Annotated in this window: 22 protein-coding genes; 15 read left to right on the top strand and 7 right to left on the bottom strand. The window is 59.2% G+C overall.

Features of this window, described 5'->3' with window-relative positions; genetic code table 11:
- Positions 1-221: 221 nt before the first annotated feature.
- On the top strand, positions 222-929 hold the full coding sequence (locus ACVWXZ_RS01085; protein WP_011432770.1) for an RNA-guided endonuclease InsQ/TnpB family protein: 708 nt from the start codon (positions 222-224) through the stop codon (positions 927-929).
- Between the two features lie 169 nt (positions 930-1,098).
- On the opposite strand, the gene ACVWXZ_RS01080 is transcribed toward ACVWXZ_RS01085, so the two are convergent.
- Positions 1,099-2,238, bottom strand: a complete 1,140-nt coding sequence (locus ACVWXZ_RS01080; RefSeq protein ID WP_457403400.1) for an energy transducer TonB — start codon at positions 2,236-2,238, stop codon at positions 1,099-1,101.
- Between the two features lie 299 nt (positions 2,239-2,537).
- Between ACVWXZ_RS01080 and ACVWXZ_RS01075 the strand changes: the two genes are divergently transcribed.
- Together ACVWXZ_RS01075 and ACVWXZ_RS01070 are read left to right on the top strand one after the other, a co-directional pair.
- A complete protein-coding gene (locus tag ACVWXZ_RS01075; protein ID WP_414424831.1) occupies positions 2,538-3,014 on the top strand; it encodes a VOC family protein in 477 nt (158 codons plus the stop codon).
- 18 nt (positions 3,015-3,032) lie between these two features.
- The gene (locus ACVWXZ_RS01070; protein WP_011432767.1) at positions 3,033-3,914 is read left to right on the top strand and encodes a Tab2/Atab2 family RNA-binding protein; all 882 of its coding nucleotides are present in this window, start codon (positions 3,033-3,035) and stop codon (positions 3,912-3,914) included.
- A gap of 361 nt (positions 3,915-4,275) precedes the next feature.
- Here the strand turns inward: ACVWXZ_RS01070 and psbQ are convergent, their stop codons facing one another.
- Complete coding sequence (gene psbQ, locus ACVWXZ_RS01065; protein ID WP_414349863.1) at positions 4,276-4,719, bottom strand: photosystem II protein PsbQ; 444 nt, start codon at positions 4,717-4,719, stop codon at positions 4,276-4,278.
- Between the two features lie 143 nt (positions 4,720-4,862).
- Between psbQ and ACVWXZ_RS01060 the strand changes: the two genes are divergently transcribed.
- From ACVWXZ_RS01060 to ACVWXZ_RS01015, 10 genes are all read left to right on the top strand, one after another.
- Positions 4,863-6,041 (top strand): TRC40/GET3/ArsA family transport-energizing ATPase, encoded by a 1,179-nt coding sequence (locus ACVWXZ_RS01060; protein ID WP_414332153.1) that lies wholly within the window; start codon positions 4,863-4,865, stop codon positions 6,039-6,041.
- 133 nt (positions 6,042-6,174) lie between these two features.
- Positions 6,175-6,741, top strand: coding sequence for a thylakoid membrane photosystem I accumulation factor (locus ACVWXZ_RS01055; RefSeq protein ID WP_011432764.1), 567 nt, complete (start codon positions 6,175-6,177; stop codon positions 6,739-6,741).
- Entirely contained in the window at positions 6,738-7,022 is a 285-nt protein-coding gene (locus tag ACVWXZ_RS01050; protein ID WP_041436379.1) for a hypothetical protein, read from the top strand. Before ACVWXZ_RS01055 ends, ACVWXZ_RS01050 begins: the two co-directional genes overlap by 4 nt.
- A gap of 51 nt (positions 7,023-7,073) precedes the next feature.
- On the top strand, positions 7,074-7,943 hold the full coding sequence (locus tag ACVWXZ_RS01045) for a prohibitin family protein (protein ID WP_148202707.1): 870 nt from the start codon (positions 7,074-7,076) through the stop codon (positions 7,941-7,943).
- A 515-nt stretch (positions 7,944-8,458) separates the two neighbouring features.
- Positions 8,459-9,478 (top strand): HD domain-containing phosphohydrolase, encoded by a 1,020-nt coding sequence (locus ACVWXZ_RS01040; RefSeq protein ID WP_457482029.1) that lies wholly within the window; start codon positions 8,459-8,461, stop codon positions 9,476-9,478.
- Positions 9,479-9,522: 44 nt separating this feature from the next.
- The gene (locus ACVWXZ_RS01035; RefSeq protein ID WP_457384393.1) at positions 9,523-9,813 is read left to right on the top strand and encodes a YlxR family protein; all 291 of its coding nucleotides are present in this window, start codon (positions 9,523-9,525) and stop codon (positions 9,811-9,813) included.
- 396 nt (positions 9,814-10,209) lie between these two features.
- The gene (infB, locus tag ACVWXZ_RS01030; RefSeq protein WP_457482028.1) at positions 10,210-13,374 is read left to right on the top strand and encodes a translation initiation factor IF-2; all 3,165 of its coding nucleotides are present in this window, start codon (positions 10,210-10,212) and stop codon (positions 13,372-13,374) included.
- A 125-nt stretch (positions 13,375-13,499) separates the two neighbouring features.
- Positions 13,500-15,329, top strand: coding sequence for a proline--tRNA ligase (locus tag ACVWXZ_RS01025; protein ID WP_457482027.1), 1,830 nt, complete (start codon positions 13,500-13,502; stop codon positions 15,327-15,329).
- A gap of 21 nt (positions 15,330-15,350) precedes the next feature.
- Positions 15,351-15,968: a hypothetical protein gene (locus tag ACVWXZ_RS01020; RefSeq protein WP_457388587.1), complete on the top strand. Its 618-nt coding sequence runs from the start codon at positions 15,351-15,353 to the stop codon at positions 15,966-15,968.
- 27 nt (positions 15,969-15,995) lie between these two features.
- Positions 15,996-16,283 carry a hypothetical protein gene (locus tag ACVWXZ_RS01015; protein ID WP_457482026.1) on the top strand — a complete coding sequence of 96 codons (288 nt, stop codon included), beginning with the start codon at positions 15,996-15,998 and terminating at the stop codon, positions 16,281-16,283.
- A gap of 81 nt (positions 16,284-16,364) precedes the next feature.
- On the opposite strand, the gene ACVWXZ_RS01010 is transcribed toward ACVWXZ_RS01015, so the two are convergent.
- Positions 16,365-17,414 (bottom strand): hypothetical protein, encoded by a 1,050-nt coding sequence (locus tag ACVWXZ_RS01010; protein ID WP_414344338.1) that lies wholly within the window; start codon positions 17,412-17,414, stop codon positions 16,365-16,367.
- Between the two features lie 339 nt (positions 17,415-17,753).
- Positions 17,754-18,239: a hypothetical protein gene (locus tag ACVWXZ_RS01005; RefSeq protein WP_457403408.1), complete on the bottom strand. Its 486-nt coding sequence runs from the start codon at positions 18,237-18,239 to the stop codon at positions 17,754-17,756.
- Positions 18,240-18,423: 184 nt separating this feature from the next.
- On the opposite strand from ACVWXZ_RS01005, the gene ACVWXZ_RS01000 reads away from it, so the two are divergent.
- Positions 18,424-18,552, top strand: coding sequence for a hypothetical protein (locus tag ACVWXZ_RS01000; RefSeq protein ID WP_011432750.1), 129 nt, complete (start codon positions 18,424-18,426; stop codon positions 18,550-18,552).
- 407 nt (positions 18,553-18,959) lie between these two features.
- Here ACVWXZ_RS01000 and tkt read toward each other — a convergent pair whose 3' ends face one another.
- Entirely contained in the window at positions 18,960-20,960 is a 2,001-nt protein-coding gene (tkt, locus tag ACVWXZ_RS00995) for a transketolase (RefSeq protein ID WP_457403410.1), read from the bottom strand.
- A 174-nt stretch (positions 20,961-21,134) separates the two neighbouring features.
- Between tkt and lipA the strand changes: the two genes are divergently transcribed.
- Positions 21,135-22,022: a lipoyl synthase gene (gene lipA, locus ACVWXZ_RS00990; RefSeq protein WP_457403411.1), complete on the top strand. Its 888-nt coding sequence runs from the start codon at positions 21,135-21,137 to the stop codon at positions 22,020-22,022.
- Positions 22,023-22,113: 91 nt separating this feature from the next.
- Here the strand turns inward: lipA and ACVWXZ_RS00985 are convergent, their stop codons facing one another.
- On the bottom strand, positions 22,114-23,388 hold the full coding sequence (locus tag ACVWXZ_RS00985; protein ID WP_457403412.1) for a dihydrolipoamide acetyltransferase family protein: 1,275 nt from the start codon (positions 23,386-23,388) through the stop codon (positions 22,114-22,116).
- Between the two features lie 81 nt (positions 23,389-23,469).
- Positions 23,470-25,935, bottom strand: coding sequence for a phosphoenolpyruvate synthase (ppsA, locus tag ACVWXZ_RS00980; protein ID WP_457482025.1), 2,466 nt, complete (start codon positions 25,933-25,935; stop codon positions 23,470-23,472).
- Positions 25,936-26,121 lie beyond the last annotated feature (186 nt).

The raw sequence follows: 26,121 nt of genomic DNA, 5'->3' as shown, positions 1-26,121 counted from the left end.
AAAGACTAAAATAAGTGCAGCATCGCCCATTTCTCGGAGCTTGTGCCATGCGCCTTCTCCACACCATGATCCGCGTCGGCAACCTGGAGCGCTCCCTGCGGTTTTACCGAGAAAACGCCGTAAAGCCCTGCCCTTGAGGGTAGGGATGTAAGGCGCAGACCGTTTTATCCCTTCAGGAACGCTGTTCGCGGTAGCGGTGCGTAGCACTTTAAAATAGCAATATGTTGGTCAGAGAAGCCAAGCTGCTCAACGGCACAGCAGAGCAGTACCAAGCTCTGGATGAAGCCATTCGCACTGCGCAGTTTGTGCAAAACAAGTGTCTACGGTACTGGATGGATAACCGGGGCGCGACCAAAGCGGTTCTGTATTCCCTCTGCAAGGACTTGGCCAAAGAGTTCCCCTTCGCCCGCCAGCTCAACTCTGCCGCCCGTCAAGCTAGTGCCGAAAGAGCTTGGTCTGCCCTCTCCAACTTCTACCGCCGTTGCAAGAACAAAGAGCCAAGGAAAGGCTATCCGCAGTTCAAGAAGAACTGTCGGTCGGTCGAGTACAAGCTGTCCGGCTGGAAGCTGTCTCCTGACGGCATGTCCATCACGTTCACCGACGGCTTCAACGCAGGAACATTTGCCTTGTACTGCAATGGTGAGGCAAGACACCATATCCTAAACTCCAAAATCAATCGGGTGCGGGTGATACGCAGGGCAGATGGGTACTATGCCCAGTTCTGCTTGGATGTGGAGCGCAAGGAGCAGGGAGAATACACAGGCAATGTTATTGGCATTGACTTGGGCTGGAAGGCTTTCTACACCGACCAGAACGGCAACTCTGTAGAGTGTCCAAAGTTTCTCAGACGCAGCGAAAGGAGGTTAAAGCAGCACCAGCGCAGATTAAGTCAGTATCGGGAGGAATACACAACTTCACTTGCCTTGTGATATAACTTGTGATATAATAATACTGCGGACACCAGGAACGGTTGTTTAAGGCACTGGTAACGGTCGATTGGGGGTGTCGTAAACCATCCCAGAGGTCCGTGGTTAGTTTACTAACTGCAGGGCTACTAAAAGCCTACTCTGTACCGCGAAGCAGTCAGGGTCGGGTAGTTTACTTGGCGGATCCCCCTACAGTCAACTGGCCCAGCACGTTGATATCAAAGGTGAAATTAATTGTCACCGAGTTGCCCTCATAAGCCTCAGGCAGGGGCAGGAAGGGAGCTGCCCTCTGGATAGCCGTCAGCGCTGCATCGTCTGTTTGTTGGCTGCCGGACGTGCGCCCCAGGCGAATGCTCTGCAGATCGCCAGCTCGACCCACTGTAAAGATCACCACTGTGCGGCGCGAGGTACCGGTCTGCCCAGGTATCCAATTTTGCTCCACTTTTCGCTGCAAAGCGGCCAGCCAAGGACCCCAATCCACATTGGCCCGCGCTGCCACACTGGGGGGATTGGGAGCGGATTGGGTGGGGTTGGCCAATCCACTAGCTCCACTGCCCTGGATCCCGGCTCCATTGCTGGGAGCAGAGGCACTGACCGGAGGCCCCAACTGGGAAGAGTCAGAGGGCCGCTGGGCGGGAAGAACCTCTGTCACCGGTTGCGGAGCGGGCGGAACGGGAGCCAATTGGCTGGGATCCGAAACCCGCTCGCTTGGCTGTATGGGCAAGGGCTCCGCAGTTGGCGGGGGAGTGGGCCTTGGGGAGGGAGCAGCCGCCACAGGCGGTGGAGTTTGGGTCGGAGTAGGTCTGGGGACAGGCGTGGGAGGGGACGGTGCCGCAGTCGGGGTCGCGGTGGGCTGAGGGGGAGCGGGGGTTGGGGTAGGCGTGGGCTTGGGTGGAGGGGTTGGAGTTGGGGTTGCCAGGGCAACTGCAGCCGGGGCAGGTGGTGGTGGAACAGGGGCAGGCGGTGGCGGTGGTTGGGGTCTTGGCGGCGGCGGCGGAGGGGCCTCCTGGGGAGGGGCGGCCTGAGATTGAGGTGGACTGCCTTGAGACGGAGGGGCTTCTACCCGCTCACCCCCATCGCGGGAATCAACTTCTGAAACCAGATCTGCTTCCTCTGGGGGCTGCAGCTCTTCTGGATCCAGAAGGATAAACTCAATGGCTTCTTGTTCTGGCTCGCGAGTGAGCCAAAGCCGCCCCAAGTGGAGCAATCCCAGCAGCACCAGCACGTGCAGCAGCAGCGACAGCGCCACCATCCAAAAAAAGTTGCGAGATTCATCCTCGCGGCGGCGCTGCTCAATCCAGATGCTGGTCATAGCCAAGATTGCCCTTTCCTTTCTTCAACGCTCTCAACACACCGAGTTGTCTGTTGCAGACTGGGCCACGGGGGTAACACCCCAGCTAGTGTTATAGCATCCGAGCAGTTGGCACTCCTGCGCAAAGGCGTATAGTCTATCTCGGGCTCGGGAAGGGATCCCACCTTGCAGCAGCTCTAAGATCGCCTACCTTGAAAAGAGCGGGGATCCCATTAGCCGGGGAAAAGCCCCACAGCTCGGGGTGCTGGCTCTGATGTTGGCTGGTGGGGCACTTTTGGTGGCTTTTTAGGAGCGACGTTATGGAACCCATCCGCTTTCATCTGGCCTTTCCAGTTGCCGATATTGCCTTGGCCAAGGCCTACTACGGCGATGGCTTGGGCTGTGAGATCGGTCGAGAAACCTCTGCTGCCGTTATTTTTAACCTGTACGGCCATCAACTGGTGGCCCACCTCACCCACGAAGAGCTGACGCCCCAGCGGGGCATCTACCCTCGTCATTTTGGCCTGATCTTCCCTACCCAAGGGGATTGGCAGGCGCTGGCCGACCGTGCCCTGGAGCGAGCCTTGCCCTTTTATCAGGAGCCGCGTTGGCGCTTTGTTGACACCCCCTTGGAACACGGCACCTTCTTTTTGCAGGATCCCTTCTACAACCTGCTGGAGTTTAAGTACTACCGCCACGCTTCCGCCATTTTTGGGGAGCGGGAGTTGGCCTTGGTCGGGGACAGTGCTTCCCACCGCTCGCGCGAACGATCCCCGGCCCGCTCAAGTGGCATGTAGTGCAAACAGGAGGAACCTTTGGCCACTCAACCCCTGCGTTCTGGCCCCGCGCGCGGCCCTATCTGGCAGATGGATTTCAACGCCGTCCCCCTGCGGGATGAGCAGAACCGAAGGGTTTGGGAGCTGTTGGTATGCGATCCCACCGGCCGGTTTCGCCAAGCGCAGTATTGCAGTAACCAAGAGGTGAATAGCACCTGGGTGGCACGACAGTTGCGGAGCTACCTCGAAGCGGCTCCCCAGCCTCCCTCGGCCATTCGTGTGTTTCGAGCCCGCATGAGTTCCATCCTGCAACGGGCCTGCGATGCGGTTGGGATCCCGATGCTGCCCAGTCGTCGCGTTTACACCCTCAAAGCTTGGATGCGAGAACGGGCAGAGCAGGTTTACCCTCAAGAGACTCAGTTTACCTACAGCCCCGAACCTCCTGTGGATCCGGATCCGCCGGATCCCATCCGTCTGCCGGACAAGTTGCAGGGAGAACGCTGGGCCTTCGTGACCTTGCGAGCTGAGGATCTGCGGGAAGCCGACGCCTGGCCGATAGAATTTGGCGAGCTTTTTCCGGTTGCCTGGGACACTTTGACGCCCGACACATTGGCACCAGTGGTGCGGAGCACCCTCATTCCCGGCTTGGTGATTACCTCGCAGCGGGCTTTGCCGATGGCAGCCTGGATGAGCGGTATGGAACCCGCCTACTTGAGTGTGGCAGACGGACGGCTACTGCTCGAGGCGGGCCTCAACGATTGTTATCTGTTTGCACAATTGAGAGATGAAACACTGCGAACAGAGGCAGAAGTCTTTGCCCAGCGCCAGCAGCAGGCCCAGGGGCTCCACTTTCTTGCCATTCAAACCGATCTCAGGGCCCAGTCTTTCGCCGGCTTCTGGCTGATGCAACATCCGCTGTAAGTAGCAGCCGTTACAGCCTGTTTGTAAATTACAGTCATTTCAAACTAGATTGAGACACTCCCCAAACGCTCCGCGCCGCTGCCGCGACCACCCCCAGCTCCTCTCCCAGAGGGAGAGGGGAGTTAGAGACCAATGCGACAGAAATGTTTCATTACCTGTTTAAAAAATGACTACACTACTTGAAATGACTGCGTTTTCGATTCAAACTAGGGCCCTGCATCCGCACCCAAAACCTTGAATGCGCAGGGCCAGAAGGCTTTTCAAGGACTCCGTCCTGCTGGCGCGATCAGTGGCCTAGGCGTCTCACCCTAACTTGAAACCACCATATCGCCAAAGTCGCCAAAGAGAGAAGGGATCCTCACTAGGAAAACACAGCCTCCAGCGCCTGCAAGGTCTTTTTCACCTTGGCCTGGGCTGCCTCCACCTCGGGTTGGTCATAGGCTTTGGCGGCAAAGTCTAGTTGTTCTAAGCTGCGGCCCATCTCCTTAGCCAGGCGCAGCACTTCCCGCTTTTGTTTATCTGGCAGGGTAGCCGCCAGGCCGGTCAAGGTCTTACGAGTGAGTCCCATCGGCCCGTGGATGTAGGAGCGGATCTCCAACCAGTCCTCCGCCTCCACCAGGCTTTGCAGCCGCTCTACCTGTTGCTCCAGTTGTTGCAGCTCTCGGGGCAGGCCAGCAGCCGCTTGCACAGAAAGGGATCCCAGCCACAGCCCCAATGTCAGGATGGCAACCAGCAACACACTCCGCCAGCGACAGATCATCACATACCTCCCACATGCCTGCAACAGGCTTGACTTCTTGGCCATGATTGCCATCAGCTTTTTGGCAATCATTTGGTAATCAAATGAATAGTTTACCCGCTGGCTGCACCTCAGCCCCTTGGCTGCCTCTCGAAGAGCACAGCAAATCGGTTAGGCTAGGGATGTAAAAGAATGTAAATGGCACTCTCATGCAACGCATCATCCTCATGACCGGCAAGGGTGGAGTCGGCAAAACCTCGATGGCGGCGGCGACCGGCTGGCGTTGTGCCGAGATTGGCCTGAAAACTTTGGTGCTGAGCACAGATCCGGCCCACTCTTTGGCCGATAGCTTCGATCAGCCCTTGGGCCATGAGCCGGTCGAGGTCAAACCTAACCTTTGGGGGGCGGAGCTGGACGCCCTCAACGAACTGGAGCTGAATTGGGGATCCGTCAAAACCTACATTACCCAGGTGTTGCAGGCGCGAGGGCTAGATGGGGTGCAGGCACAGGAGCTGGCGATTTTGCCAGGGATGGATGAGATCTTTGCCCTAGTGCGGGTGAATCGCCATTACGACGAAGGCAAGTTCGATGTGTTGATCATCGACTCGGCCCCTACAGGCACGGCCCTGCGCCTCTTGAGCCTGCCGGATGTTTCTGGCTGGTACATGCGCAGGTTCTACAAACCCCTGCAGGGGCTGGCGCAAATGCTGCGTCCTATTGCCGAGCCGATTGTGAAGGGGCTGACCGGGATCCCGCTGCCGAATGACCAGGTGCTGGATGCTCCTTATGAGTTCTATCAGAAGATTGAGCGGCTGGAGCGCATCCTCACCAACAACCGCATCACCTCAGTGCGGCTGGTCACTAACCCCGAAAAGATGGTGATCAAAGAATCGCTGCGGGCCCACGCCTACCTCAGCCTTTACGGGGTGGCCACCGATTTGGTGATTGCCAACCGCATCTTGCCCGATGGAGTGGTGGATCCCTACTTTGCCGCCTGGAAGGCAGCCCAACAGAAATATCGCCAGGAAATCCACGAAAACTTTGCCCCCCTGCCGGTCTTCGAGATCCCGCTGTACTCCGAGGAGTTGGTGGGATGGGACGCCCTAGCCCGCCTGAAAAAAGACCTCTGGGGGGATCGCAACCCGGCGGACGTGCTCTATGCCGAGCAAACCCTGAATGTGGTAACCGACAACGGCCAGTACCGGCTGGATCTTTACTTGCCCGGGATCCCGAAAGAGCAGGTGGAATTGACCAAAACCGGGGATGAGCTGAACATCCGCATCGGCAACCACCGCCGCAACTTGGTTCTGCCCCAGACTTTAGCGGCCATGACCCCGGCCCGCGCCAAGATGGAAGAAGACTACCTGCGCATTCATTTTGCTGCTTGAGGCTGTAGCTGCTCTTGGTTGCGTCAGTGTTGAACGGCAACGGGGCAGCGTCAGCGCCAGATGGCACAATGAGGGTGTTCCCTACTTCTAAAGATGGATCGCCGAGGATCCCTTCTCAGAAGAGGATGAGATCATGCTGTTGCTTCGTATCTTCCTGGTGGCTCTGCTCATCGCTTTGACAGGTTGGTTTTCCCCTCCCGCCAGCGCCCTGCTCAACGACGACCGTTACGATGGCAACATCTTTGCCCTCTACGGGGCCAATGGCGGCATGATCCCCCCCCGCGTTTCCTTGAAGCAGGCGAAAGAGCAAGGGATCCCGGCCCTCCTCGTGTATTACATCGATGACAGTAGCGATTGCAAAAAATACGCCGCCACCATTGCCAACCTGCAGGTTCGCTACGGGCTGGGGGTCTATTTCATCCCCTATTCCGTCGATTCCCTCCTGCCCGGCGACGAGCGCGGCCAATACTACACCGGACAAGTGCCTCAAACCCTCCTCTTCGACCCAGAGGGAAATATCGTCTATCAATCCGTCGGCAACCGCCCCATCACCGAGGTGGAAAACGCTATTCGCGCCCTCTTCAAGTTGGATCCCGTTCCCCCAGGGCTGATCAAAGCCAAACCTTTCAACGAGATCCAAACCGGATTTGCCGGATCCCGTTCTCCCCAAGCCTACCCCCCCACAAAAGCCCAGCCGTGACGGCCAATCCCGATCCCTTTGATCCTCTCGAGGCTCTGCAGGAAAAACTCCAGAGTCTCCAGGCTCGTCTTGCCGACCTCAGAGAATTGGAGCGCATAGCCCAGCTTTCCCCTGAACAATGGGCCGAAATCCAAGCTGAAGCCAGTCAACTGGAGCAACGCCTGCAGGCTTATGTGCTAGAGGTGTTTAATCCTGTCCCCGCTACCTTTTGGCAGGTGGTACGCTTCGGCGGCCTTGGCCTGCTGCTGGGCATTGCCCTGCAGCGCTGGGTGCTGAGCTAGCCAGCACACCCCTTAAGATAAAAAAGCTCTTGGATCCCGGAGCCCTTGCCCATGCGCATGCGACGCCCTAGACCATTTAGTCTTGACCGCAAGACTTCGCGCTTTCTGCCTCTGCTGGGCCTGCTTTTGGCGCTGCTGACCCTCCTGCCCCGTTGTCTGCTGGTTGTCCAACCCGGCTACGAAGCCGTCATCTTCAACCGCCTCACGGGAGTGGAAATGACTCCCCGCCGCGAGGGGATCCATCTGCTGATTCCGGTGCTGCAGTTCCCCACCCTTTACGATGTGCGCACCCAAACCTACAACATGACCAGCCGAAGTGAAGAGCGCAGCGTCAAAGCCGACGATACCCTCACCGCTCTCACTGCCGATGGGCAACGGGTGGATCTGGATGTTTCGGTGCGCTATCGCCTGGATCCGGATCGGGTTCCCGAAATCCATCGCAATGTAGGCCCCGATTACCTGAACAAAATTATTCGCCCCGCCTCCCAAGCCGTGGTGCGCAATGTTATCGCCCGCTATTCGGCCATTGGCGTTTATTCTGAGCAACGAGCTGAAATCCAAGAACAAATTGCCGCTGAGCTCTCTCGCCTAATGCAGCCAGAAGGGCTGGTGCTGCAGAGCTTGCTCTTACGCAATGTGGAATTTTCCAAAGAGTTTCAGTCGGCCATCGAAGCCAAACAAATTGCCGAGCAAGAGAAGCAAAGAGAAGTGTTTCGCGTAGAGCAGGCTCAACTCATCAAACAACGAATGATTGTCAAAGCCAGCGGTGAGGCCCAAGCCATCGCCCTCAAAGGGGAAGCGCTGCGCAGCAACCCGAACGTCATCCAGCTCGAGTATGTCCGCAACTTGCCCGACGACATCCAAGCCATCGTCAGCGAGCAAAACACCATCCTCAATCTGGGGGACTTTCTCAACAAGTAATCGATTCGAGAGTCCCAAGTTAGGATTGGATCCATCCAGTTCAGGTGCATCCACTCCAAGCCCGTTCTCAACAGACCATCAGCCCCAGCCCCTCTCCCAGAGAAGTGTTGCTGCTGTGCCCCTTAATTTCTTGATGGGCCGTAATTCTCGGCCTTTGCATTCATTTTGCATTCATAGAGAACCCAGCACTCTCCGGTACTCCGGGGGCCAAATACCGGGCCCGACACTCAACTGGCAAGCTGACGTAGGAGCCTGGGGAGTTGACTGGGGCATCCACTCTCCGGAGCATCTGTATCAGACTAAACAGAAGGAGGCTGCCAGGATATCTAGGCTTTGTACAATTGCTCACAAAGCCCTGGGTTGATGGGAGAAAACCCTTCCCTTTCCCGGAGCAGCTCAGTGTAAAGCCTGATGCTCTTTTTTCTCTGATGGGATTACCGTAGAGGTGTTGCTACTGGGATCCTGCAGTGACCAGCTTTTCCTGTGCCCAACTCGCCAAACTCGAGATGCCCAAGATGCCCGTGACAGTTGGGATCCCTGTCACACCTTCTGCGGATGAGGCGGATGAGACAGAGATCGGTCATCTTTTGATCGTCGATGATCAGCCCAACAGCCGCCTGCTGCTGGGGGATCTGCTGGAGAGCATTGGCTATCGGGTCAGCGAGGCCGAAAGCGGCAATCAAGCCCTGCAAATGTTGAAAACCTTCCAGCCGGATCTGATCTTGCTGGATGTCATGATGCCGGGGTTAGATGGGTTCGAGGTCTGTCGACGCATCAAAGCGAATGATGAGACACGCTTGATCCCGGTGGTATTGGTTACAGCGGCCAGCGATCGCAAAAATCGCGTGCGCGGTATTGAAGCTGGGGCAGATGATTTCTTGAGCAAGCCCTTTGACGAGTCGGAATTGTTGGCGCGGGTGCGTTCCCTCGTTCGCCAAAAGCACCTCAATGAAGACTTGGATCATGCTGCTCAGGTTCTGTTCGCCATTGCCCGCAGTGTGGAAAGCCGGGATCCCACCACCGGGGATCACTGTGAGCGCCTGGCACAAATGGCCAAGAGCTTCGGCGAGTTTTTGCATCTGCCCCGTCCCCTGATCAAGGTGCTGATGTGGGGAGGTTACCTGCACGACATCGGCAAAGTGGGCATACCCGATGCCATCTTGGGTAAAACAGGCAAACATACCCCGGAAGAGTGGGAGGTGATGAAATCCCATGTCTTGATCGGGGAGCAAATCTGCCGCCCACTACGCACCATGAAAGAGGTGTTGCCCCTCATCCGTCACCACCACGAGCGTTGGGATGGCAGCGGTTATCCCGACGGCCTCAAGGGGGAAGAGATCCCTCTGGTGGCCCGCATCTTTCAGATCATCGACATCTACGACGCCCTCACCTCAGAGCGACCTTACAAGCGAGCGTTCACCGTTCAAGAGGCCATAAGCATCTTGCGGGAAGAAACAGACAGGGGTTGGCGGGATCCCCAGTTGGTGGAGTATTTCTTTGAGTTTCTGCGATCGCAGGCGCCAGATTTGGAGTAGGCTAGATAGGGCTTGCTTGTAGTGTACCAGCAGGATAGAGTCTCTTGCCGGGTGCCGATCCGCTGCGCCGTTGTGTAGGCTGTCGCCAGTTGTTTCCTCGCTCACAACTGTGGCGGCTGGTCAGGCAATTTGATTCCCACCAAGTGCTTTTGGATGAGGGTATGGGGCGTTCTGCCTATGTCTGTCGTCGGCTGGAATGTCTGCAGGCAGCCCGACGCAAGCAGCAAATCAGCAGAGCTCTCAAGGCACCGGTGCCTGACTCGTTGTTCCAACGGCTGCTGGATTCTCTTGAGCAAGATTCCCAGGGGCATCTCCTCCAAAAGCCTGAGCCTTAGAGGTATTCCCAATGTAGGTAAGATATTCAAAGCGCCTCTTCAGGTTCGCTAAGTTGCGAACCACACGGCAGCCCCTCTCAACTGTCAGAATGGGAGTTGGCTGGAAAACTGAGGCCAAGTGGGATGAACTGCAGAGAGGTTATTCTGGAGGCGCTGTTGACATTTGCTCGTTCTTCCTCGGTTGCTTTACTGGATGTCCCCTGTGGATGTTGCCAGAGCAGCTTCAGACCTGGGTTCCCTTCAGGCCGGATCCCCGGAGGATTGCCGAGCTGTTCTCGATGCGCCGGAGGAAGCCCCCGCAAGCCCGAAAGGTTCGGCTCAACCCAATAACTTGGTTCCCATTGAGTTTGGATAGTAAAACTGACGAGAAGTAAAGGAGCAGAGGCTAGCAGACGAATGACCGATAAAGTTCGAATTTATGATATTGCCCGTGAGATGGGGCGTGACAGTCGGGATGTGCTGGAGGTTTGTGAGCAACTGGGGATCCCTTTCAAAACCCACAGCAGCACCATTTCTCCGGAGCAAGCTGAGTTGGTGCGCAGCAAGCTGGGCGCCCCCCACATTGTGAAACCTCCTCGACCCCGGCCCAAACCCCCATCTGAAAGCCTGCCGCCGGAGCCTCCTGCTGAAGCCAAAGTCGGTGAGCGCCCTCAGCAGAAAGTTCCCGGCACCGCTAGCGCGATCGTCGGCATTCGTCGGCCCGCGCCCGCTCAGCAGCCAGCTCCAGTTGGCGAAGCCAAGACTGCTGAAACTCTGCCGGCTGCCAAGCCCTCGCTGTCTCGACCTGAGCGAGTCTCCCCCGAAAAGGGATCGGCTGGTGGTGCTCAGCTCATAGGCCCACCGCGGCGGCAGGTTACCCCTCTTGTCCGCTCGTCTGAGGCCACCCAAAAGCCGGAGACTGTTTCTCAACCGGCAACCCCTCCCACTCCCTCTGAGTCTGCCACGGCCAAAGCCAGCGGCTCGGAGCCCAGTCCTGTGGCCAAGCGCCCAATTGTACTCTCGCCCCCTCAACGAGCTACCTCCGGGACAAAACCGCCGGCAGAGCGGCCTGAACCGCCGCAAAAAGCTCCCGAGCCCAGTCGCCCCAGCCCCTCAGAAGCACCATCCCCCAGCCACGCCCGCGTTCCTCAGCCTGCGGAAGAAAAAGCTCCTTCTCCTCCACCTGCGCAGCGCCCCCGTCCACAACTGGTGAGCGCACCCGTTCGCCCTGGCACGCGCTCCCCGGCAACCAAAGAAGACAGTGTCAGCAGCAGCAAAGTCGGTGAAGCTCCTCGTCCGCAGCGGCGGATGGAATTGGTGGGGCCCCCTACCCGTCCTGTGGCCAAGCCGGCTCCCCCTGAGCCAGATGCTGCCTCTCCCTTGCCAGAAAGAATCCCTGGGGAACGTCCCAGCCCAGTGTTGGCGGAGGCTCCCGTAAGACCTACCCCACCCAAGGTCAAGCGCAAAACGGAAGAAGAAGAGGACGACGAGCTACAAGCTCTCAGTCGGCGGGCTGCCCGCGTCCAAGCCAAACGCAAACGCAGTCGGAGACGGGGGGAAGGAGATGGAGATGGTTTGGATTTGGATCCCATGACCATCATTTCAGCGGTCAAGCAGGCTGAGCTGAACGCCCTCAAGCCCTTGGCTCGCCCCACCGCCAAGCCTCCTTCCTATCGCCCACCCGCGGCAACGGCTGCTCCCCCTGCCCGCCCCCGCCCTGCTGCCCGTTTGCAGCAGCAACCTACCTCCGCTGAGGCTGGTGCTGCCGATCGCGCTAGCGGGACAGAGCCCTTGCCCGAAGAGAAGGTGTTGCTCTTGGATGGCAGCCTCACCGTTCAGGAATTGGCCCATCGCCTGCGCGTGGCCGAAACTGAGATCATCAAAACCCTCTTTTTCAAGGGGGTGATGGTGACCATCAACCAGGTCTTGGATGAGTCGCTGGCCGAGTCGGTGGCCAAAGAGTTGGGCTACGAGATTCGCCGGCCCAAGGCAGAACCCGAGGCTAAAAAAACCGAAATGCTGGACGTGGAGGACATCGACCATCTGGTCTCGCGTCCGCCGGTGGTAACCATCATGGGCCACGTGGACCACGGCAAAACCACTCTCCTCGATGCCATCCGCGACACCAAAGTGGCGCAGGGAGAGGCTGGCGGGATCACCCAGCGCATCGGTGCCTACCATGTGGATGTGAACTTTGAAGGCCAGAAGCGGCGCATCGTTTTCCTGGATACTCCTGGCCACCAGGCTTTTACCGCCATGCGCGCCCGGGGAGCCCGCGTCACCGACATTGCGGTTTTGGTGGTGGCCGCCGACGATGGGGTACAACCGCAAACTCTGGAAGCGATCAGCCATGCGCGGGCGGCTCAGGTGCCGATCATCGTGGCCATTAACAAGATCGACAAGCCCGGCAGCCAGCCAGAGCGCATCAAGCAGCAGTTGGCGGAGCACGGCCTATTGCCAGAGGAGTGGGGTGGCGACACGCCCATGGTGGAGGTGAGCGCTCTCACCCGCCGTAACCTGGATGCTCTGCTGGAGATGATCCTATTGGTGGCCGATGTGGCGGAGCTGCAGGCCAACCCCAATCGTCCCGCTCGCGGCACGGTGATCGAGGCCCACTTGGACAAAGCCCGCGGGCCAGTGGCCACTTTGTTGGTGCAAAACGGCACCCTGCGGGTGGGGGATACCCTGGTGGCCGGCGCAGTGCTGGGCCGGGTCAAAGCGATGATGGACGACCGCGGCCAGCGGTTGCAGGAAGCCGGGCCCTCTTCGGCGGTACAACTGCTGGGCTTGGATGAAGTCCCGGCAGCCGGGGATGAGTTTCAGGTTTACACCGACGAAAAAGAGGCCCGTCGCATTGCCCAAGAGCGGGCGGAGGTGCTGCGGCAAACCCGTCTGCAACAGGCGCTGCTGTCTCGTCGCGTGAGCTTGGGTAGCGTTTCCGCCAAAGCCCAAGAAGGCCAGCTCAAGGAGTTGAACTTGATCATCAAGACGGATGTCCAGGGATCCGCCGAGGCCATTCAGACAGCGCTGCGGGATTTGCCCCAAGAGGAAGTCCAGTTGCGGGTTCTGCTGGCGGCCCCTGGCGAGATCACGGAAACCGATGTGGATTTGGCTGCGGCCAGCGACGCCATCATCCTCGGTTTCAACACCACCCTGGCCCCCGGCGCCCGCCAGGCTGCCGATGACAAGGGCGTGGATGTGCGGGAGTACGACATCATCTACAACCTGCTGGACGATCTGCGGGCGGCCATGGAGGGCCTGCTGGAGCCGGAAGAAGTGGAGGAGCCGCTGGGCCAAGCGGAAGTGCGCCTGGTGATCCCCATCGGGCGCGGTGCGGTTGCCGGCAGCTATGTGCTCTCGGGCAAGGTGCAGCGCAATGCTCTGGTGCGAGTTCGTCGCAAAGGGGAGGTGGTTTACGAAGGTCGTCTCGACTCTCTGAAGCGCTTCAAGGACGACGTGCGGGAGGTGGCTGCCGGCTTCGAGTGTGGGATCGGCATCGACAAGTTCCAATCCTGGCAGGAAGGCGACATCATCGAGGTGTACCAGATGGTCACCAAGCGGCGGACGCTGGCCTCTGTCTAGCTTCATCAAGGCACTTCAGGTTGGCCTGCCGGTCAGGCCTGCGTTCTCGGGCAGAGGATCCCAAACAGGGCGGGAAAGTTTGAGCTGATCGTGCGAGCGGGAGGAGTCCTCAGAGGGGGGAATGGATGCAACAGAGCCAGAGACTGAGCCAGATGCTGTTTGTAACGCTGCGGGAGGATCCCGTTGAGGCCGAGCTGCCCAGCCACAAATTGCTGCTGCGGGGCTGCTTTATCCGGCGGCTCTCCCCAGGGATCTACACCTATCTGCCGCTCCTCTGGCGGGTGCTGCAAAAGATCTCGGAGATTGTCCGGGAGGAGATGAACGCCATCGGCGCTCAGGAGTGTCTTTTGCCCCAGCTGCAGCCGGCAGAGATCTGGCGGGAGTCGGGCCGCTGGGAGGTGTACACCCAGGCGGAAGGGATCATGTTTGCCCTTAAGGATCGCCAGGGACGTGAGCAGGCCCTAGGCCCCACCCATGAGGAGGTGATCACCTTGCTGGCCCGGGATCTCATCCGCTCCTATCGCCAGTTGCCGCAGACGCTCTACCAGATCCAGACCAAGTTCCGGGATGAGATTCGACCCCGCTTTGGCCTGATGCGAGGGCGGGAGTTCATCATGAAAGACGCCTACTCCTTCCATGCCAACGAGGAAAGCCTGCGCCAGACCTACCAGGATATGTACCGAGCCTATAGCCGCATCCTCAGACGCTGTGGGCTGGAGTTTCGCGTGGTGGATGCTGATGCCGGGGCGATCGGGGGTCCATCGGCGGCCTCGCAGGAGTTTATGGTGCTGGCCTCTGCCGGAGAAGATGAGATCCTCTACACGCCCGATGGCTCCTATGCTGCCAATGTGGAGAAGGCCGTCTCCATCCCGCCGCCAGCGGCAGAGTCTCCCTACACCGCCTTCCAGGTTCTGGATACGCCGGGAACCGAAACCATCGAGAAGCTGGCCGCTTTCCTAAAAATCTCCTCTACCCTGATCGTCAAAAACGTCCTCTACCAAGCCCTTTACGACAACGGCCTGCGGGTGGCAGTGCTGCTCAGCATTCGCGGGGATCAAGAAGTCAATGAGGTCAAACTGGCCAACCACCTCAGCCGCCTGGCAGAGCGCTACCAAGCCAGCAAATTGCTCAAGCTCGCCTTGGCCGATGCCGAGATCCAGAACAGTTGGCAGGGGGATCCCATCCCGGTGGGCTACATCGCTCCTGATTTGCCGGATAGCTGTTTGGGCCCGCAGAAAAACCTTGCCCCCCAGATCTTACGCTTGGCCGACCAGACGGCAGCTCTGCTGCAGAACTTCGTAACCGGCAGCAACCAGGTGGGGCGGCACGTGGTGGGGGCCAACTGGGGCGAGCAATATCCCCTGCCGGAAGTGGTGGATGTGCGCAAAGCGCAAGCGGGGGATCGTTCTGTACTCAACCCCGACCAGATTCTGGAAACGGCTCGTGGCATCGAGATCGGCCATATCTTCCAGTTGGGTCTCAAGTTCTCACTGCCGATGCGGGCCACCTTTACCGACGAACAGGGATCCGAGCAGCCCCTCTGGATGGGCTGTTATGGCATTGGGGTATCCCGCTTGGCCCAGGCGGCGGTGGAACAGTCCCACGATGCCAACGGGATCATCTGGCCCGTGGCCATTGCCCCCTATCACGTAGTGGTGGTGGTGCCCAACATCTCCGACGCCGAGCAGATGAGCGTGGCGGAAAAACTGGTGCAAGATCTCGCTACTGCCGGCATCGAGACCCTCTGGGATGACCGGGACGAGCGGGCCGGGGTGAAATTCAAAGATGCGGATCTGATCGGGATCCCCTATCGCCTCACCACAGGGCGCAGCCTCAAACAGGGCAAGGTGGAACTCAGCGAGCGGGCCAGCGGCCAAGCCACGGAAATTCCCATTGAAGAAGTGGTGACTACCCTGAAAGAGCGGATTGAAGCAGCCCTAGCTGTGCCAGACTGAGCGTGGCTTCTCCTGAACCCGATGCTGAACATCTCCATTCTTAAAGAAGACGAATCCTATACTTTTCGCTCTTATTTTGAGATGCCCTACGAGCCGGATGAAATCTTGGCTCAGTTTGGCTATCGACTGGAAATTGGGGAGTGGACATGGCCTGTTGCCCCTGCGCCGCCGCAAACCCCAGTTTTGAAAGATCGGATCCGACAATTGTTACCTTTGGTTAGCCTCACCAGCGAAACAGCGCGGCGGGAATTGCTGGTGGCTCCTGTGCTGACCGAAGTGGCTCTCCATTGTCGAGTTCCTTTGCGGCTGGAGTATCCCCTGATGGTCAACAATTGGTTGAAGGGCAGCCTCGATTATCTGTTGCGAGGGAAGAACATCCTGCTGGTGGTTGAAGCCAAAAAGGACGATCTAACGCGGGCCTTTGTGCAAATGGCTGTAGAAATGATTGCCCTGGCGCAGGTGGAGCAGCAGGCTCAGATCTACGGTGCAGTGACGATGGGGTCTATCTGGCAGTTCGGACAAATTCTTGCCCATCAGCAGATGATCAAACAAGACTTAACGCTGTATCGAGTACCTGAGGAGCTGGAAACCATTGCCGGCATTCTCACTGCCATGGTCAGCAACCCTAGCCAATCGTGAATTAAAAGCGTGAATTAAAAGTAAGTCATGGATCGAAAAACAGTCTGGTTTGCCCTAAAATTGATACTGGCTGCTGCCGGGATCAGCACAGCCATCAAGTATGGTGGCCCTTACTTGGCCTTGCCGGAGCAAATACCGGTGGTGATCGGGATGATCGTTTTGCCCACCCTGATCGTGGCCGGGCTCCTGTGGCGCTGGCAAATGCAGTCTCCTCTATCCAAAACTCCCCTACAAGCCGGCAAGGGATCCCTGGGAATTGAAGATGATAGAGCCTTCACCCCCAGCCCTTCTCCCAGGGGAGAGAGGGAAGTCTGAACTGCTGGACATGGAAGGCTGCCCAGATCCCTTGATGGGTGGGGGGAAGGCTATCGGGATGGATTGGGATCCCTTGAACCCCTACTGCTGGGTAAGGCGCAGGGTTACCGTTGGGCTGGTTTGGTTGCCGGAAGTGGCCGTGAGATTCACCTGATACACCGTGCCAGAGGCCGGAATGGGAGGTCGAACGGTGATTGTGAAACGGCCCTGGGCATCTGCCTGCACCGTTTGGTTGGTCACGGTCTGTTGGGCGCTGATGATGCCCCCCAGAGAAGTAGAAGCCGTTACATTCACCCGCACCGAAGCATTGGGAGCTGTAGTGCCCTGCAGCGTAAACGAAGAACCGGAAACCCGATCCCCATCCCGCAGGTTGGTGATCTGAGGCAAGAGTGGGCCGGGGGCGCTGACCGTGGCGGAAACCTCTTGGGTGGTCAGCCGCTGGATGCCCCCGGTGGCCCCTTCGATCAGGCGGGCCGGTTGTTCGGCGGTCATGAAGCGCACTTGGCCACCATTTTCCAGGCGGGCGACGACGATCCCTTCCCGGGTGGTATCTTTCGCCTCGATTAGGGCGTTCACTACATAGGTGCCGCTGGAAACTTCCTGAGCCGGCAAGGTTTGCACTTGCCGTCCATCTTGGATGAGGTAAACCGTCACCCGGCTGGAAGGAGTGCCTTTGACGGTAACCAGCAGGATTTCCCCGGCTGCCAAGGGGCGACTGCCGGCATTGTGATCCACCAGGTCGATGGAAGCGCGGACAGGGCTACCCACGGTGAAGCTCCAGGTCACGCGGCGGGTCACCCCCTGGGTATTGGTGAACTCCAGCAGAACTTCCCGGCGCCCCGGCGGCAGGGGTTGGGCAGGGCGATAGGTGAAGAAATCGCGGGTAATCACCGACTGGGAAGTGACGTCTTGGCCATCCAGGAAAACCCTCACCGTTTCCGGACGCACGCTGACTCCATCTTGGCTGCGAAAAGAAGCCGAGATTGGCGAGGTAGGTTCAACATTGGTGGCCGCTTGAGCTGGGCTGGGATCCGTAATTTGCTGAGCCCTTGCAGGCAAGCTCGACAACCCCACAACCGCAGCGCCAATCACCAAGGCCCGGGGAAACCAGGAATACAAGTTATCGCTCATGAGACCATCCAAGAAAAAGATAGAGTACAGACAGACTACACAGGCAACAAGCCCAGAGAAAGGCTAAACAGAGTCCAGGAGAATATCGGCCTCGATATCCTGTTCGCATCCTGTCACAGGGGATGGCCCCTGTCGATACGCCTAAACCTCTGATCGGCTCTCCAATAGACTCAATCCCAGCGTCAAAACCGGGCAAAGTCAACTGCCATCTGCCGTGCCGGATCCCACGTCCATCCTGGCAAAATCCAGAAGATGACTGTAGGTGAGAATGTAAGGGATCCCTTTGAAGGATTTGACTTAACTTGTGTTCGATGGGTAATCGATGGGTATCAGCTCATCTCAATTCACAAAAATAGCCCCTGTCTCTTGCAGATCGAGGCAATGATCGCCGGAGACATCGTTGACCAGGCGCACTTCTACAGTGATCACGTTGAAAGAATCCACGCTCACCTGGTAGCCCACAGGAGCCAACATCGGCGTGTTGATGGCCATGCAATTGGGGATCAACAGGTTGCTCAGGCGCAACGTTTCGCCTGCAGGCAGTTCCGAGACTTTCTGGCGGGGATCGGTAAAGCCGTATTCCAAAGGCAGACCGGTGCGATTGCGGATCACCAGCTCTGCCGGCAGGTTGGGGTTAAAGCGGGCTACCGGGCGATCAAAAACCAATTGATCGACACCCACAGGCAGGCGCGGCAACGGCACTGTCTGAAAGGTAGGCTGAGCGGCAACCCAGAGGGATCCCTGCAACAACCCTCCGCCAACCCAGCCGCCCAGCAGAGTCGCCAACGTCAAAACCATTCTTTTGCTCCGTTCTGCATAGCTCATGGCTTTCGCCTCAGGATGTGCTTCCAGACTGGTGGGAGTTGGATCCCTTGCCTGCTTGTATTGTTCCCAAAAACGGCTGGCCGGGCCAGATGGCTGCTGTTTTTTCCAGGGTATGCCCCAACCAGCTAAGATCCCGTGGGGGGGAAGTTAAGTTAGAGTTGGCAATGCAAAGGGAGGCATGGCCATGCCAGCAGAACCGAAAAAGTCGGAGAAAAACTTCTCGTGGAAGGGCAGTGCCGACGCGGGCCGGGCGCTGACGATTTTGGCTGCCGTGGGAGCCGCGGTGATTTTACTGGCGGGGTTCCTACAGTAGGCAAACAGTAGGCAAAGCTGTTTGTGTCTGCAGCCGGCACAAGCACCTCAGCACGGCGGCGGAAGCCAAAGTTTCTTCTTCAAGGCGATTTCAAGGCGATGGTGGCAGCCTGCTCGACTTCCAACTTGCCTTCAAGGATCATCCCCGCCATGGTTGAAGATGTCCTCAAGGCAAAGGTGTTGTCTGCGGGGCAGGAAGCCGCCCTCGACTGCGTTCTCCGCCATGGCTGCCCTACAGAAAGAAGCAGATCCGGATGCTTTGGAAGTCCTGCTGATTGGTTGATGCGAGGTTCGCTACGCCTGTCCGGGTCACGCCGCTGGGCAGCAGGCTCAACAGGGAAAAAAGCCCAGCAGAGAAGGGATCCCTGCTGAGCCCCTTGAAAGCGCCGAGGAAGGGGTAAAGTGCCCTCAGCCCAGCAGCCGGCGGGCAGTGTTGACCACGTTTTCCACCGTGAAGCCGAACTTCTCCATACACACCGGGCCGGGGGCGGAAGCGCCAAAGCGATCGATGCCAATGGCCACCCCCTCAAACCCCAGGTACTTGTGCCAGCCGAAGGTGCAGCCTGCCTCGACGGAGACGCGCTTGGTGACGTTGGGGGGCAGAACGGAATCGCGGTAGCTCTGGGGCTGGGCCTCAAACAGCTCCATACAGGGCATAGAGACCACCCGCACGGCCCGGCCTTCCTGCTTCAGTTGGGCTGCAGCTTTCACCGCCAGCTCCAGTTCAGAGCCGGTGGCGATCAAGATCAGCTCTGGATTGGGGGCATCCACCACCACATAGGCCCCTTTGGCTACGCCTTCAATGGAGGTGCCTTCCACCGGGTTGACCGCCTGCCGGGTGAACACCAGCACAGAAGGGGTGGTCTTGGCTTCTAGGGCCACCTGGTAAGATCCCACCGTTTCGCGGGCATCCGCTGGGCGCAGCACATAGAGGTTGGGGATAGCCCGTAGGGAAGCCAGTGTCTCAATGGGCTGGTGGGTGGGGCCATCTTCTCCCAAGGCGACGGAGTCGTGGGTCATGACGTGCAGCACCCGCACTTGCGAGAGGGCGGATAGGCGGATGGCAGGCCGCATGTAGTCGGTGAAGATCAAAAAGGTGGCGTCGTAAGGGATGAGGCCTCCATGAAGCGCCATGCCGTTGGCGATGGCTCCCATGCCGTGTTCCCGCACCCCAAAGCGGAAGTTGCGCCCCTCGTAAGATCCAGCCTGAAACTCTGGGATCCCTTTTAAATAGGTCATGTTGGAGTGGGCGAGATCTGCGGATCCCCCCAGCAGTTCCGGCACCGCTTTGGCCAAGGCATTCAGACAAAACTTGGAGAGGTTGCGGGTGGATTCTCTGCCGGTTTCGGCAATGGGGGCCAGCGCTTCTTTCCAGCCCACCGGCAGCTCCCCGGCCATGATGCGCTTGAACTCGGCGGCCTCTTCGGGGTAAGCCTTCTCGTAGGCGGCGAAGCGCTCGTTCCACTCGGCCTCGGCCTTGGCCCCTTTTTCGATGGCCTGGCGGAAGTGGGCCAGCACCTCGTCGGGAATGTAAAACTCCGGCTCCAGAGGCCAACCCAGGTTTTGTTTGGTGAGCTTCACCTCTTCCGGCCCTAGGGGTGCCCCATGGACGCTCTCGCTGCCGGCCTTGTTGGGGGATCCGTAGCCGATGGTGGTCTCGACAATGATCAAAGAAGGCTTGTTGGTGACTTCCTTGGCTTTTTGGATGGCCTCGGCGATCCCCTTCAGGTCGTGGTTGCCGTCGTCTACCTTTTGCACGTGCCAGCCGTAGGCTTCATAGCGTTTGCCCACATCTTCCGTAAAGGCGATTTCTGTGCTGCCGTCGATGGAGATGTGGTTGCTGTCGTAAAGCATGATCAGCTTGCCCAGTTGCAGGTGGCCGGCCAAAGAAGCTGCTTCGGAAGCCACCCCCTCCATGTTGCAGCCATCCCCCAAGATCACGTAGGTGTAGTGATCCACAATGGTGTGGCCGGGCTTGTTGAAGCGGGCGGCCAGATGGGCCTCGGCAATCGCCAGCCCAACCGCGTTACCCACCCCTTGCCCCAGCGGGCCGGTGGTGACCTCTACCCCCGGAGTTTCAAAGTTTTCCGGGTGGCCGGGGGTTTTGGATCCCCACTGGCGAAACTGCTTAATGTCCTCCAGGCTTACATCGAAGCCGGTTAGGTGCAGCAGCGCGTACTGCAGCATGCAGCCATGCCCCGCCGAGAGCACAAAGCGATCCCGATCCACCCACTTGGGGTTGCGGGGGTTGAACTTCATGAACTGCTGCCACAACACATAGGCCATGGGTGCTGCTCCCATCGGCAGGCCAGGGTGGCCGGAGTTGGCCTTCTGAACAGCATCCACCGCCAAAAAGCGAATCGTATTGATGGCAAGTTGTTCCAGAGAGGGAGGAGCAGCAACAACCATGTGGGATCCCTATCGCTCGACATTTGCTTTCCAGTATGCCGTGTTTTGGGTCTTGCTTCCGAGGCGCTAGGGATCAATTGGGCCGGGAAATTGGCTTTGTCCAAATTCAAGGGGGCCAAATGACAGGCTAAGCTGAGTGATACCGTCGCCGCTGTTTCGTGCTGGAGCGCTTCTTTGACTGTTGTTTCTTCTGGTAGCAAACCCTCCTGGCTGCGGGCCAAGGCCCCTCAACGGGTGGGATCCGTCCAGCAACTGCTGCGGGACTTGGGCCTGAACACGGTTTGCGAAGAAGCTTCCTGTCCCAACTTGGGGGAGTGCTTCGCCAACGGCACCGCCACCTTTTTGATCATGGGCCCGGCCTGTACCCGCGCCTGCCCCTACTGCGATATCGACTTCACCAAACGCCCCCTGCCCCTGGATGCCACCGAACCCCGGCGGGTGGCGGAAGCAGTGGAGCGCTTGGGATTGCGCCATGCGGTGATTACGTCGGTGAATCGGGACGACCTGCCCGATGGGGGAGCCAGCCAGTTTGTGGCCTGCATTGCGGAAATCCGCCGCCGCATGCCCCAGACCACCATCGAGGTCTTGATCCCAGACCTATGTGGTAACTGGCAGGCGCTGCAGCAGATCTTGGCCGCCCGACCGACGGTGCTCAACCACAATACCGAAACGGTGCCCCGCCTCTATCGCCGTGTACGCCCGCAAGGGAACTACGAGCGCTCCCTCAAACTGTTGGAGTTGGCACGGCAATGGGATCCCGGCCTGTACACCAAGTCAGGGGTGATGTTGGGCCTGGGAGAAACTGCCGAGGAGATCTTGCAGGTGATGCGGGATCTGCGCCGGGTGGGTTGTGACATCCTCACGCTCGGCCAATACCTGGCGCCTAGCCCCAAACACCTGCCGGTGGAGCGCTACGTTCCCCCCGAAGAGTTCGACCATTGGCGACGGGTGGGAGAGGAACTGGGCTTTTTGCAGGTGGTGTCCTCCCCTCTCACCCGCAGCTCTTACCATGCCGAGGCTGTGCAAGAGTTGATGCAGCGCTTTCCCAGGAGGAGCTCCTGAGCGCTGGGGCCTCGCCGGCTGCCCGACCTTGTGGGTTGCGCGAGAGGAGAAACCTACTCTGAGATTGGCTCAAGGCCGGGTTTCAGGGCGGCTACAACGTCAGGGATCCCACCTTGTGCTCTATGAGCTGCGCCAGATCTTGCAGGAAGGCCGCTGCATGGGCGCCGTAGATGACACGGTGATCGCAGGTGAGGTTCACCTGCATTTGGGAACGGATGGCAATCGCTTTTTCCGGTGTCGCTACTACCGTGGGGCGAGAAGCGCCAACGGCCAAAATAGATCCCTGGTTGGGGGGCAAAATGGCGTCGAAGCGATCCACCCCAAACATGCCCAGGTTGGAGAGGGTGAAGGTGCCGCTGGTGTACTCCTCTGGCTGCAGTTGCTTGCGCCGCGCCCGCTCCACCAGATCCTTCCAGCGGCGGGAGATCTCATACAGATCCAGCCGGTTGGCTTGCTTTAGGACAGGGGTGATCAGCCCGCCATCCTCCATGGCCACGGCCACGGCGATGTTGATATCCGATTTGTAATGGATGCCGTTTTCTGTGTAGCTGGCATTCAAAAGGGGATGCTTCTCCAGGGTCAGGGCCACCGCTTTGACCAAGAGGGCCGTCAGGGTGACTCCTTTGGGCTTCACCTGTTGGTAGAGGTGATCCAGGCTATCGGTGGTGATGGTGTAGCCGACGTGGAACACTGGCACGCCCAGGCTGGCGTTCATATTGCGCACCACCGCCGCTTGTAGGGTGCTGAGGGGAACTGTCTCTCCCAAGGGGACAGCCACAGGAGCTGGAGGCGCGGGGGCTGGAGCAGAGGGGGCAGCCACTGCAGGAGCGGAAAGGGCCGCAGCTCGCTCCACGTCTTCAGCGACGATGCGACCATTGGGGCCAGAGCCGCGCACGGTGCGCAGATCGATCCCCAGGCTCTCCGCCAATTTTTTCGCCCGCGGGGAAGCCACGACCCGCTGGGATCCGGCGCCATCCGATCCATTTGGCAGTGTAGAGGTGGGGGTTGCCGCAGGGGCAGGACTTGTCGGCTGAGCTGCAGAGGCGCGGTCTGCGCTAGGTGGAGCCGCAGGGGTAACGCCAGCAGCGAGGGCTTTGGCTTTTTCCTGAGCTTGGGCCACTTCCGCTTCGCTTTCGGCAATCAGGGCAATGGGGGCGCCCACCGGGGCTGATTCCCCTGCCGGCACCAGGATACTGGCCAGGATGCCGCTGTGGAAGGACTCCACGTCCATGTCCGCTTTGTCGGACTCCACCACCAGGATGTTTTCTCCTTTCTCCACGCGGTCGCCGGGGTTCTTAAGCCAGGTGACGATCTTGCCCGTTTCCATGGTGGAGCTGAGGGCCGGCATGGAGAGTTCGTGGATCATCAATGGGGATGGGAACACAGCAGAAGAGATTGTAACTCAGGAGACGGGATCCCCGCGCACGTCTCTGGGCCGGCTTTGGGCTCACCGGGCGCCAGCCGCTTCTGCTTCGGCCACCACCAGCAGGGTTTTCAGCAGGGAATCGGGGTTGAGGCTGATGGAATCGATCCCTGCTTGCACCAGGAAGCGGGCAAATTCAGGGTAGTCGCTGGGAGCCTGGCCACAGATGCCGATCTTGCGCCCGTGGCTTTTCACCGTCTGGATTACCTGGGCGATCATCCGCCTGACGGCCTCGTGGCGCTCGTCAAAAAGATGGGCCACCAGGGCTGAGTCGCGGTCTAACCCCAGGGTGAGCTGGGTGAGGTCGTTGGAGCCGATGGAGAAGCCGTCGAAGATCTGGCAAAACGCGTCGGCCAGGATGACGTTGCTGGGCAATTCACACATCACGTACACCTGCAGACCGTTTTCTCCCCGCACCAGGCCATGGCGGGCCATCTCTTCCAGCACCTTGTGCCCCTCTTCCGGCGTGCGGCAGAAGGGGATCATCAAGATGACGTTGGTCAGGCCCATCTCATCCCGCACCCGTTTCATGGCCCGACACTCCAAGGCAAAGCCCTCACGGTAGCGGGGATCCGTGTAGCGGGAGGCCCCCCGCCAGCCGATCATCGGGTTTTCCTCGTGGGGCTCGTAGCGGGATCCCCCCAACAGGTGGGCATACTCGTTGCTCTTGAAATCCGACAGCCGCACGATCACCGGCTTGGGATAGAAGGCGGCGGCGATGGTGCTCACCCCTTGGGCCAGCTTATCCACAAAGTATTCAGGCTTGTCGGCATACTGGGCGGTCAGCTCCGCCAGGCGCGGCTCCTCTTTCACCGCCTGCTCGTAGTTGAGCAAAGCCAGCGGGTGGACTTGAATGTGGTTGGCAATGATGAACTCCAGCCGCGCCAGCCCCACGCCATCGCAAGGGATCCCGCTGAGGCCGAAGGCTTTTTCTGGGTTGCCCACATTCATCATCAGCTGGGTGCGGGGACGGGGCAGCTCCTCCAGCGGGATCTCCGTCACCTCATAGGGCAACAGGCCCGGGTAGACCCGCCCTTCTTCCCCTTCAGCGCAGGAGACGGTGATGGGCTCGCCGGAACGGAGCACCTGCGTGGCGTTGCCGCAGCCAACAATGGCCGGGATCCCCAGCTCGCGGGCGATGATGGCCGCATGGCAAGTTCTGCCCCCCTGGTTGGTGACGATGGCGCTGGCCTTTTTCATGATTGGCTCCCAGTCGGGATCCGTTTTTTCGGTCACCAGCACCTCGCCGGCCTGAAACTGATCCGAGCGGCGCACATCCAAAATGACGCGGGCTGTGCCCTGGCCAATGGCCTCGCCTACGGCCCGTCCCCGCACCAGAGGCTCGGGCTGCGCCCCAGGCTGGGTGAAGCGATAGGTGGTCAGCTGGTTGGCCCCTTTTTGCGACTGCACCGTTTCGGGGCGGGCCTGGACGATAAACAGCTCGCCGGTGATCCCATCTTTGGCCCACTCGATGTCCATGGGGGTGAAGCGGCCCCGCAGCGCCGAGTAGTGCTCCTCGATCAAGCAGGCCCACTGGGCCAATTTGAGGATTTCCTCATCCCTGAGGGCATATTGCCGGCGCAGGCTTTCGGGGACAGCCACGTTTTTGGTGGAACGGGATCCCCCCTCGTCGTAGACCAGCTTCAGGGCCTTGCTGCCCAGCTTGCGGGAGAGGATGGGGCGCAGTCCCTGCTTGAGGGTGGGTTTGAAGACCACGTACTCATCGGGGTTGACGATCCCTTGCACCACGTTTTCCCCCAGACCATAGGCGGCGGTGATCAGCACTGCGTCTTTGAAGCCGGTTTCCGGGTCGATGGAGAACATCACCCCCGAACAGGCCAGGTCGGAGCGCACCATCTTCTGCACCCCCACCGAAAGGGCCACTTGAAAGTGGTCAAAGCCCTTGATTTGGCGGTAGGAGATGGCCCGGTCGGTAAACAAGCTGGCAAAACAGTGGTGACAGGCATTGAGCACTGCCCGCACTCCACGCACGTTCAGGTAGGTCTCCTGCTGGCCGGCAAAGCTGGCATCCGGCAAGTCTTCTGCCGTGGCACTGGAGCGCACCGCCACATCGGTGTCGGGGCCGTAGCGCTCGCACAGCTTTTGGTAGGCTTCGGCGATGGCCTGCTCTAGCTGAGGGGGGAAGGGAGTTTGCAAGATCAAGGTGCGGGCAGCCTTGCCCCGCTCGCGCAAATTTTGGACATTCTCAATGTCTAAGTCTTTGAAGATCTCCTGCAACTTCTCCTCTAGGCCCGCAGAGGCGATGAACTGGCGATACGCATGGGCGGTGGTGGCAAATCCTGTCGGCACCTGGATTCCCTTTGAGGTGAGCTGCTGCAGCATTTCTCCCAAGGAGGCGTTTTTCCCGCCCACCTGGGCAACGTCCCGCAGCCCCACCTCCGTCAGGGGCAAGACCAAAGGCGGCTCTGAGCCAAGCTGGGGTTGAGAGGGTTGCTGAAGCTGGGATCCCCTGGTTGCTCCATCCGACATGCCTTACCTCCTTCTTAGATCCATTGAGCGATCCATTGAGCCAACGCCAATTGCTGGGGTGTGCTGTGTTGTCGGCTTGGGATCGCTCCCGGCTCTCCTATGCCAACACTCGGCCCAACTCATTCTTGGTGGGCCATAGCCTCACTCTAGTCAGGATTTTCTGCCCCTTAAAATTGCCCAGGGATC

This window comes from Thermostichus sp. MS-CIW-38, assembly GCF_054058415.1.
Note: the sequence above shows the minus strand (reverse complement) of the source record. Positions and strands in the feature narration are given on the sequence as shown.

Excerpts from the sequence above, each read along its gene's own strand:
- infB (WP_457482028.1), top strand. The coding sequence starts at position 10,210 with ATGACCGATAAAGTTCGAATTTATGATATTGCCCGTGAGATGGGGCGT.
- ACVWXZ_RS01045 (WP_148202707.1), top strand. The coding sequence starts at position 7,074 with ATGCGCATGCGACGCCCTAGACCATTTAGTCTTGACCGCAAGACTTCG.
- ACVWXZ_RS01010 (WP_414344338.1), bottom strand. The coding sequence starts at position 17,414 with ATGAGCGATAACTTGTATTCCTGGTTTCCCCGGGCCTTGGTGATTGGC.
- psbQ (WP_414349863.1), bottom strand. The coding sequence starts at position 4,719 with ATGGCCAAGAAGTCAAGCCTGTTGCAGGCATGTGGGAGGTATGTGATG.
- ACVWXZ_RS00985 (WP_457403412.1), bottom strand. The coding sequence starts at position 23,388 with ATGATCCACGAACTCTCCATGCCGGCCCTCAGCTCCACCATGGAAACG.
- tkt (WP_457403410.1), bottom strand. The coding sequence starts at position 20,960 with ATGGTTGTTGCTGCTCCTCCCTCTCTGGAACAACTTGCCATCAATACG.
- ACVWXZ_RS01020 (WP_457388587.1), top strand. The coding sequence starts at position 15,351 with ATGCTGAACATCTCCATTCTTAAAGAAGACGAATCCTATACTTTTCGC.
- ACVWXZ_RS01055 (WP_011432764.1), top strand. The coding sequence starts at position 6,175 with ATGCTGTTGCTTCGTATCTTCCTGGTGGCTCTGCTCATCGCTTTGACA.
- ACVWXZ_RS01060 (WP_414332153.1), top strand. The coding sequence starts at position 4,863 with ATGCAACGCATCATCCTCATGACCGGCAAGGGTGGAGTCGGCAAAACC.
- ACVWXZ_RS01080 (WP_457403400.1), bottom strand. The coding sequence starts at position 2,238 with ATGACCAGCATCTGGATTGAGCAGCGCCGCCGCGAGGATGAATCTCGC.
- ACVWXZ_RS01040 (WP_457482029.1), top strand. The coding sequence starts at position 8,459 with ATGCCCGTGACAGTTGGGATCCCTGTCACACCTTCTGCGGATGAGGCG.
- ACVWXZ_RS01075 (WP_414424831.1), top strand. The coding sequence starts at position 2,538 with ATGGAACCCATCCGCTTTCATCTGGCCTTTCCAGTTGCCGATATTGCC.
- ACVWXZ_RS01025 (WP_457482027.1), top strand. The coding sequence starts at position 13,500 with ATGCAACAGAGCCAGAGACTGAGCCAGATGCTGTTTGTAACGCTGCGG.
- ACVWXZ_RS01085 (WP_011432770.1), top strand. The coding sequence starts at position 222 with ATGTTGGTCAGAGAAGCCAAGCTGCTCAACGGCACAGCAGAGCAGTAC.
- ppsA (WP_457482025.1), bottom strand. The coding sequence starts at position 25,935 with ATGTCGGATGGAGCAACCAGGGGATCCCAGCTTCAGCAACCCTCTCAA.
- ACVWXZ_RS01000 (WP_011432750.1), top strand. The coding sequence starts at position 18,424 with ATGCCAGCAGAACCGAAAAAGTCGGAGAAAAACTTCTCGTGGAAGGGC.
- ACVWXZ_RS01015 (WP_457482026.1), top strand. The coding sequence starts at position 15,996 with ATGGATCGAAAAACAGTCTGGTTTGCCCTAAAATTGATACTGGCTGCT.
- ACVWXZ_RS01005 (WP_457403408.1), bottom strand. The coding sequence starts at position 18,239 with ATGAGCTATGCAGAACGGAGCAAAAGAATGGTTTTGACGTTGGCGACT.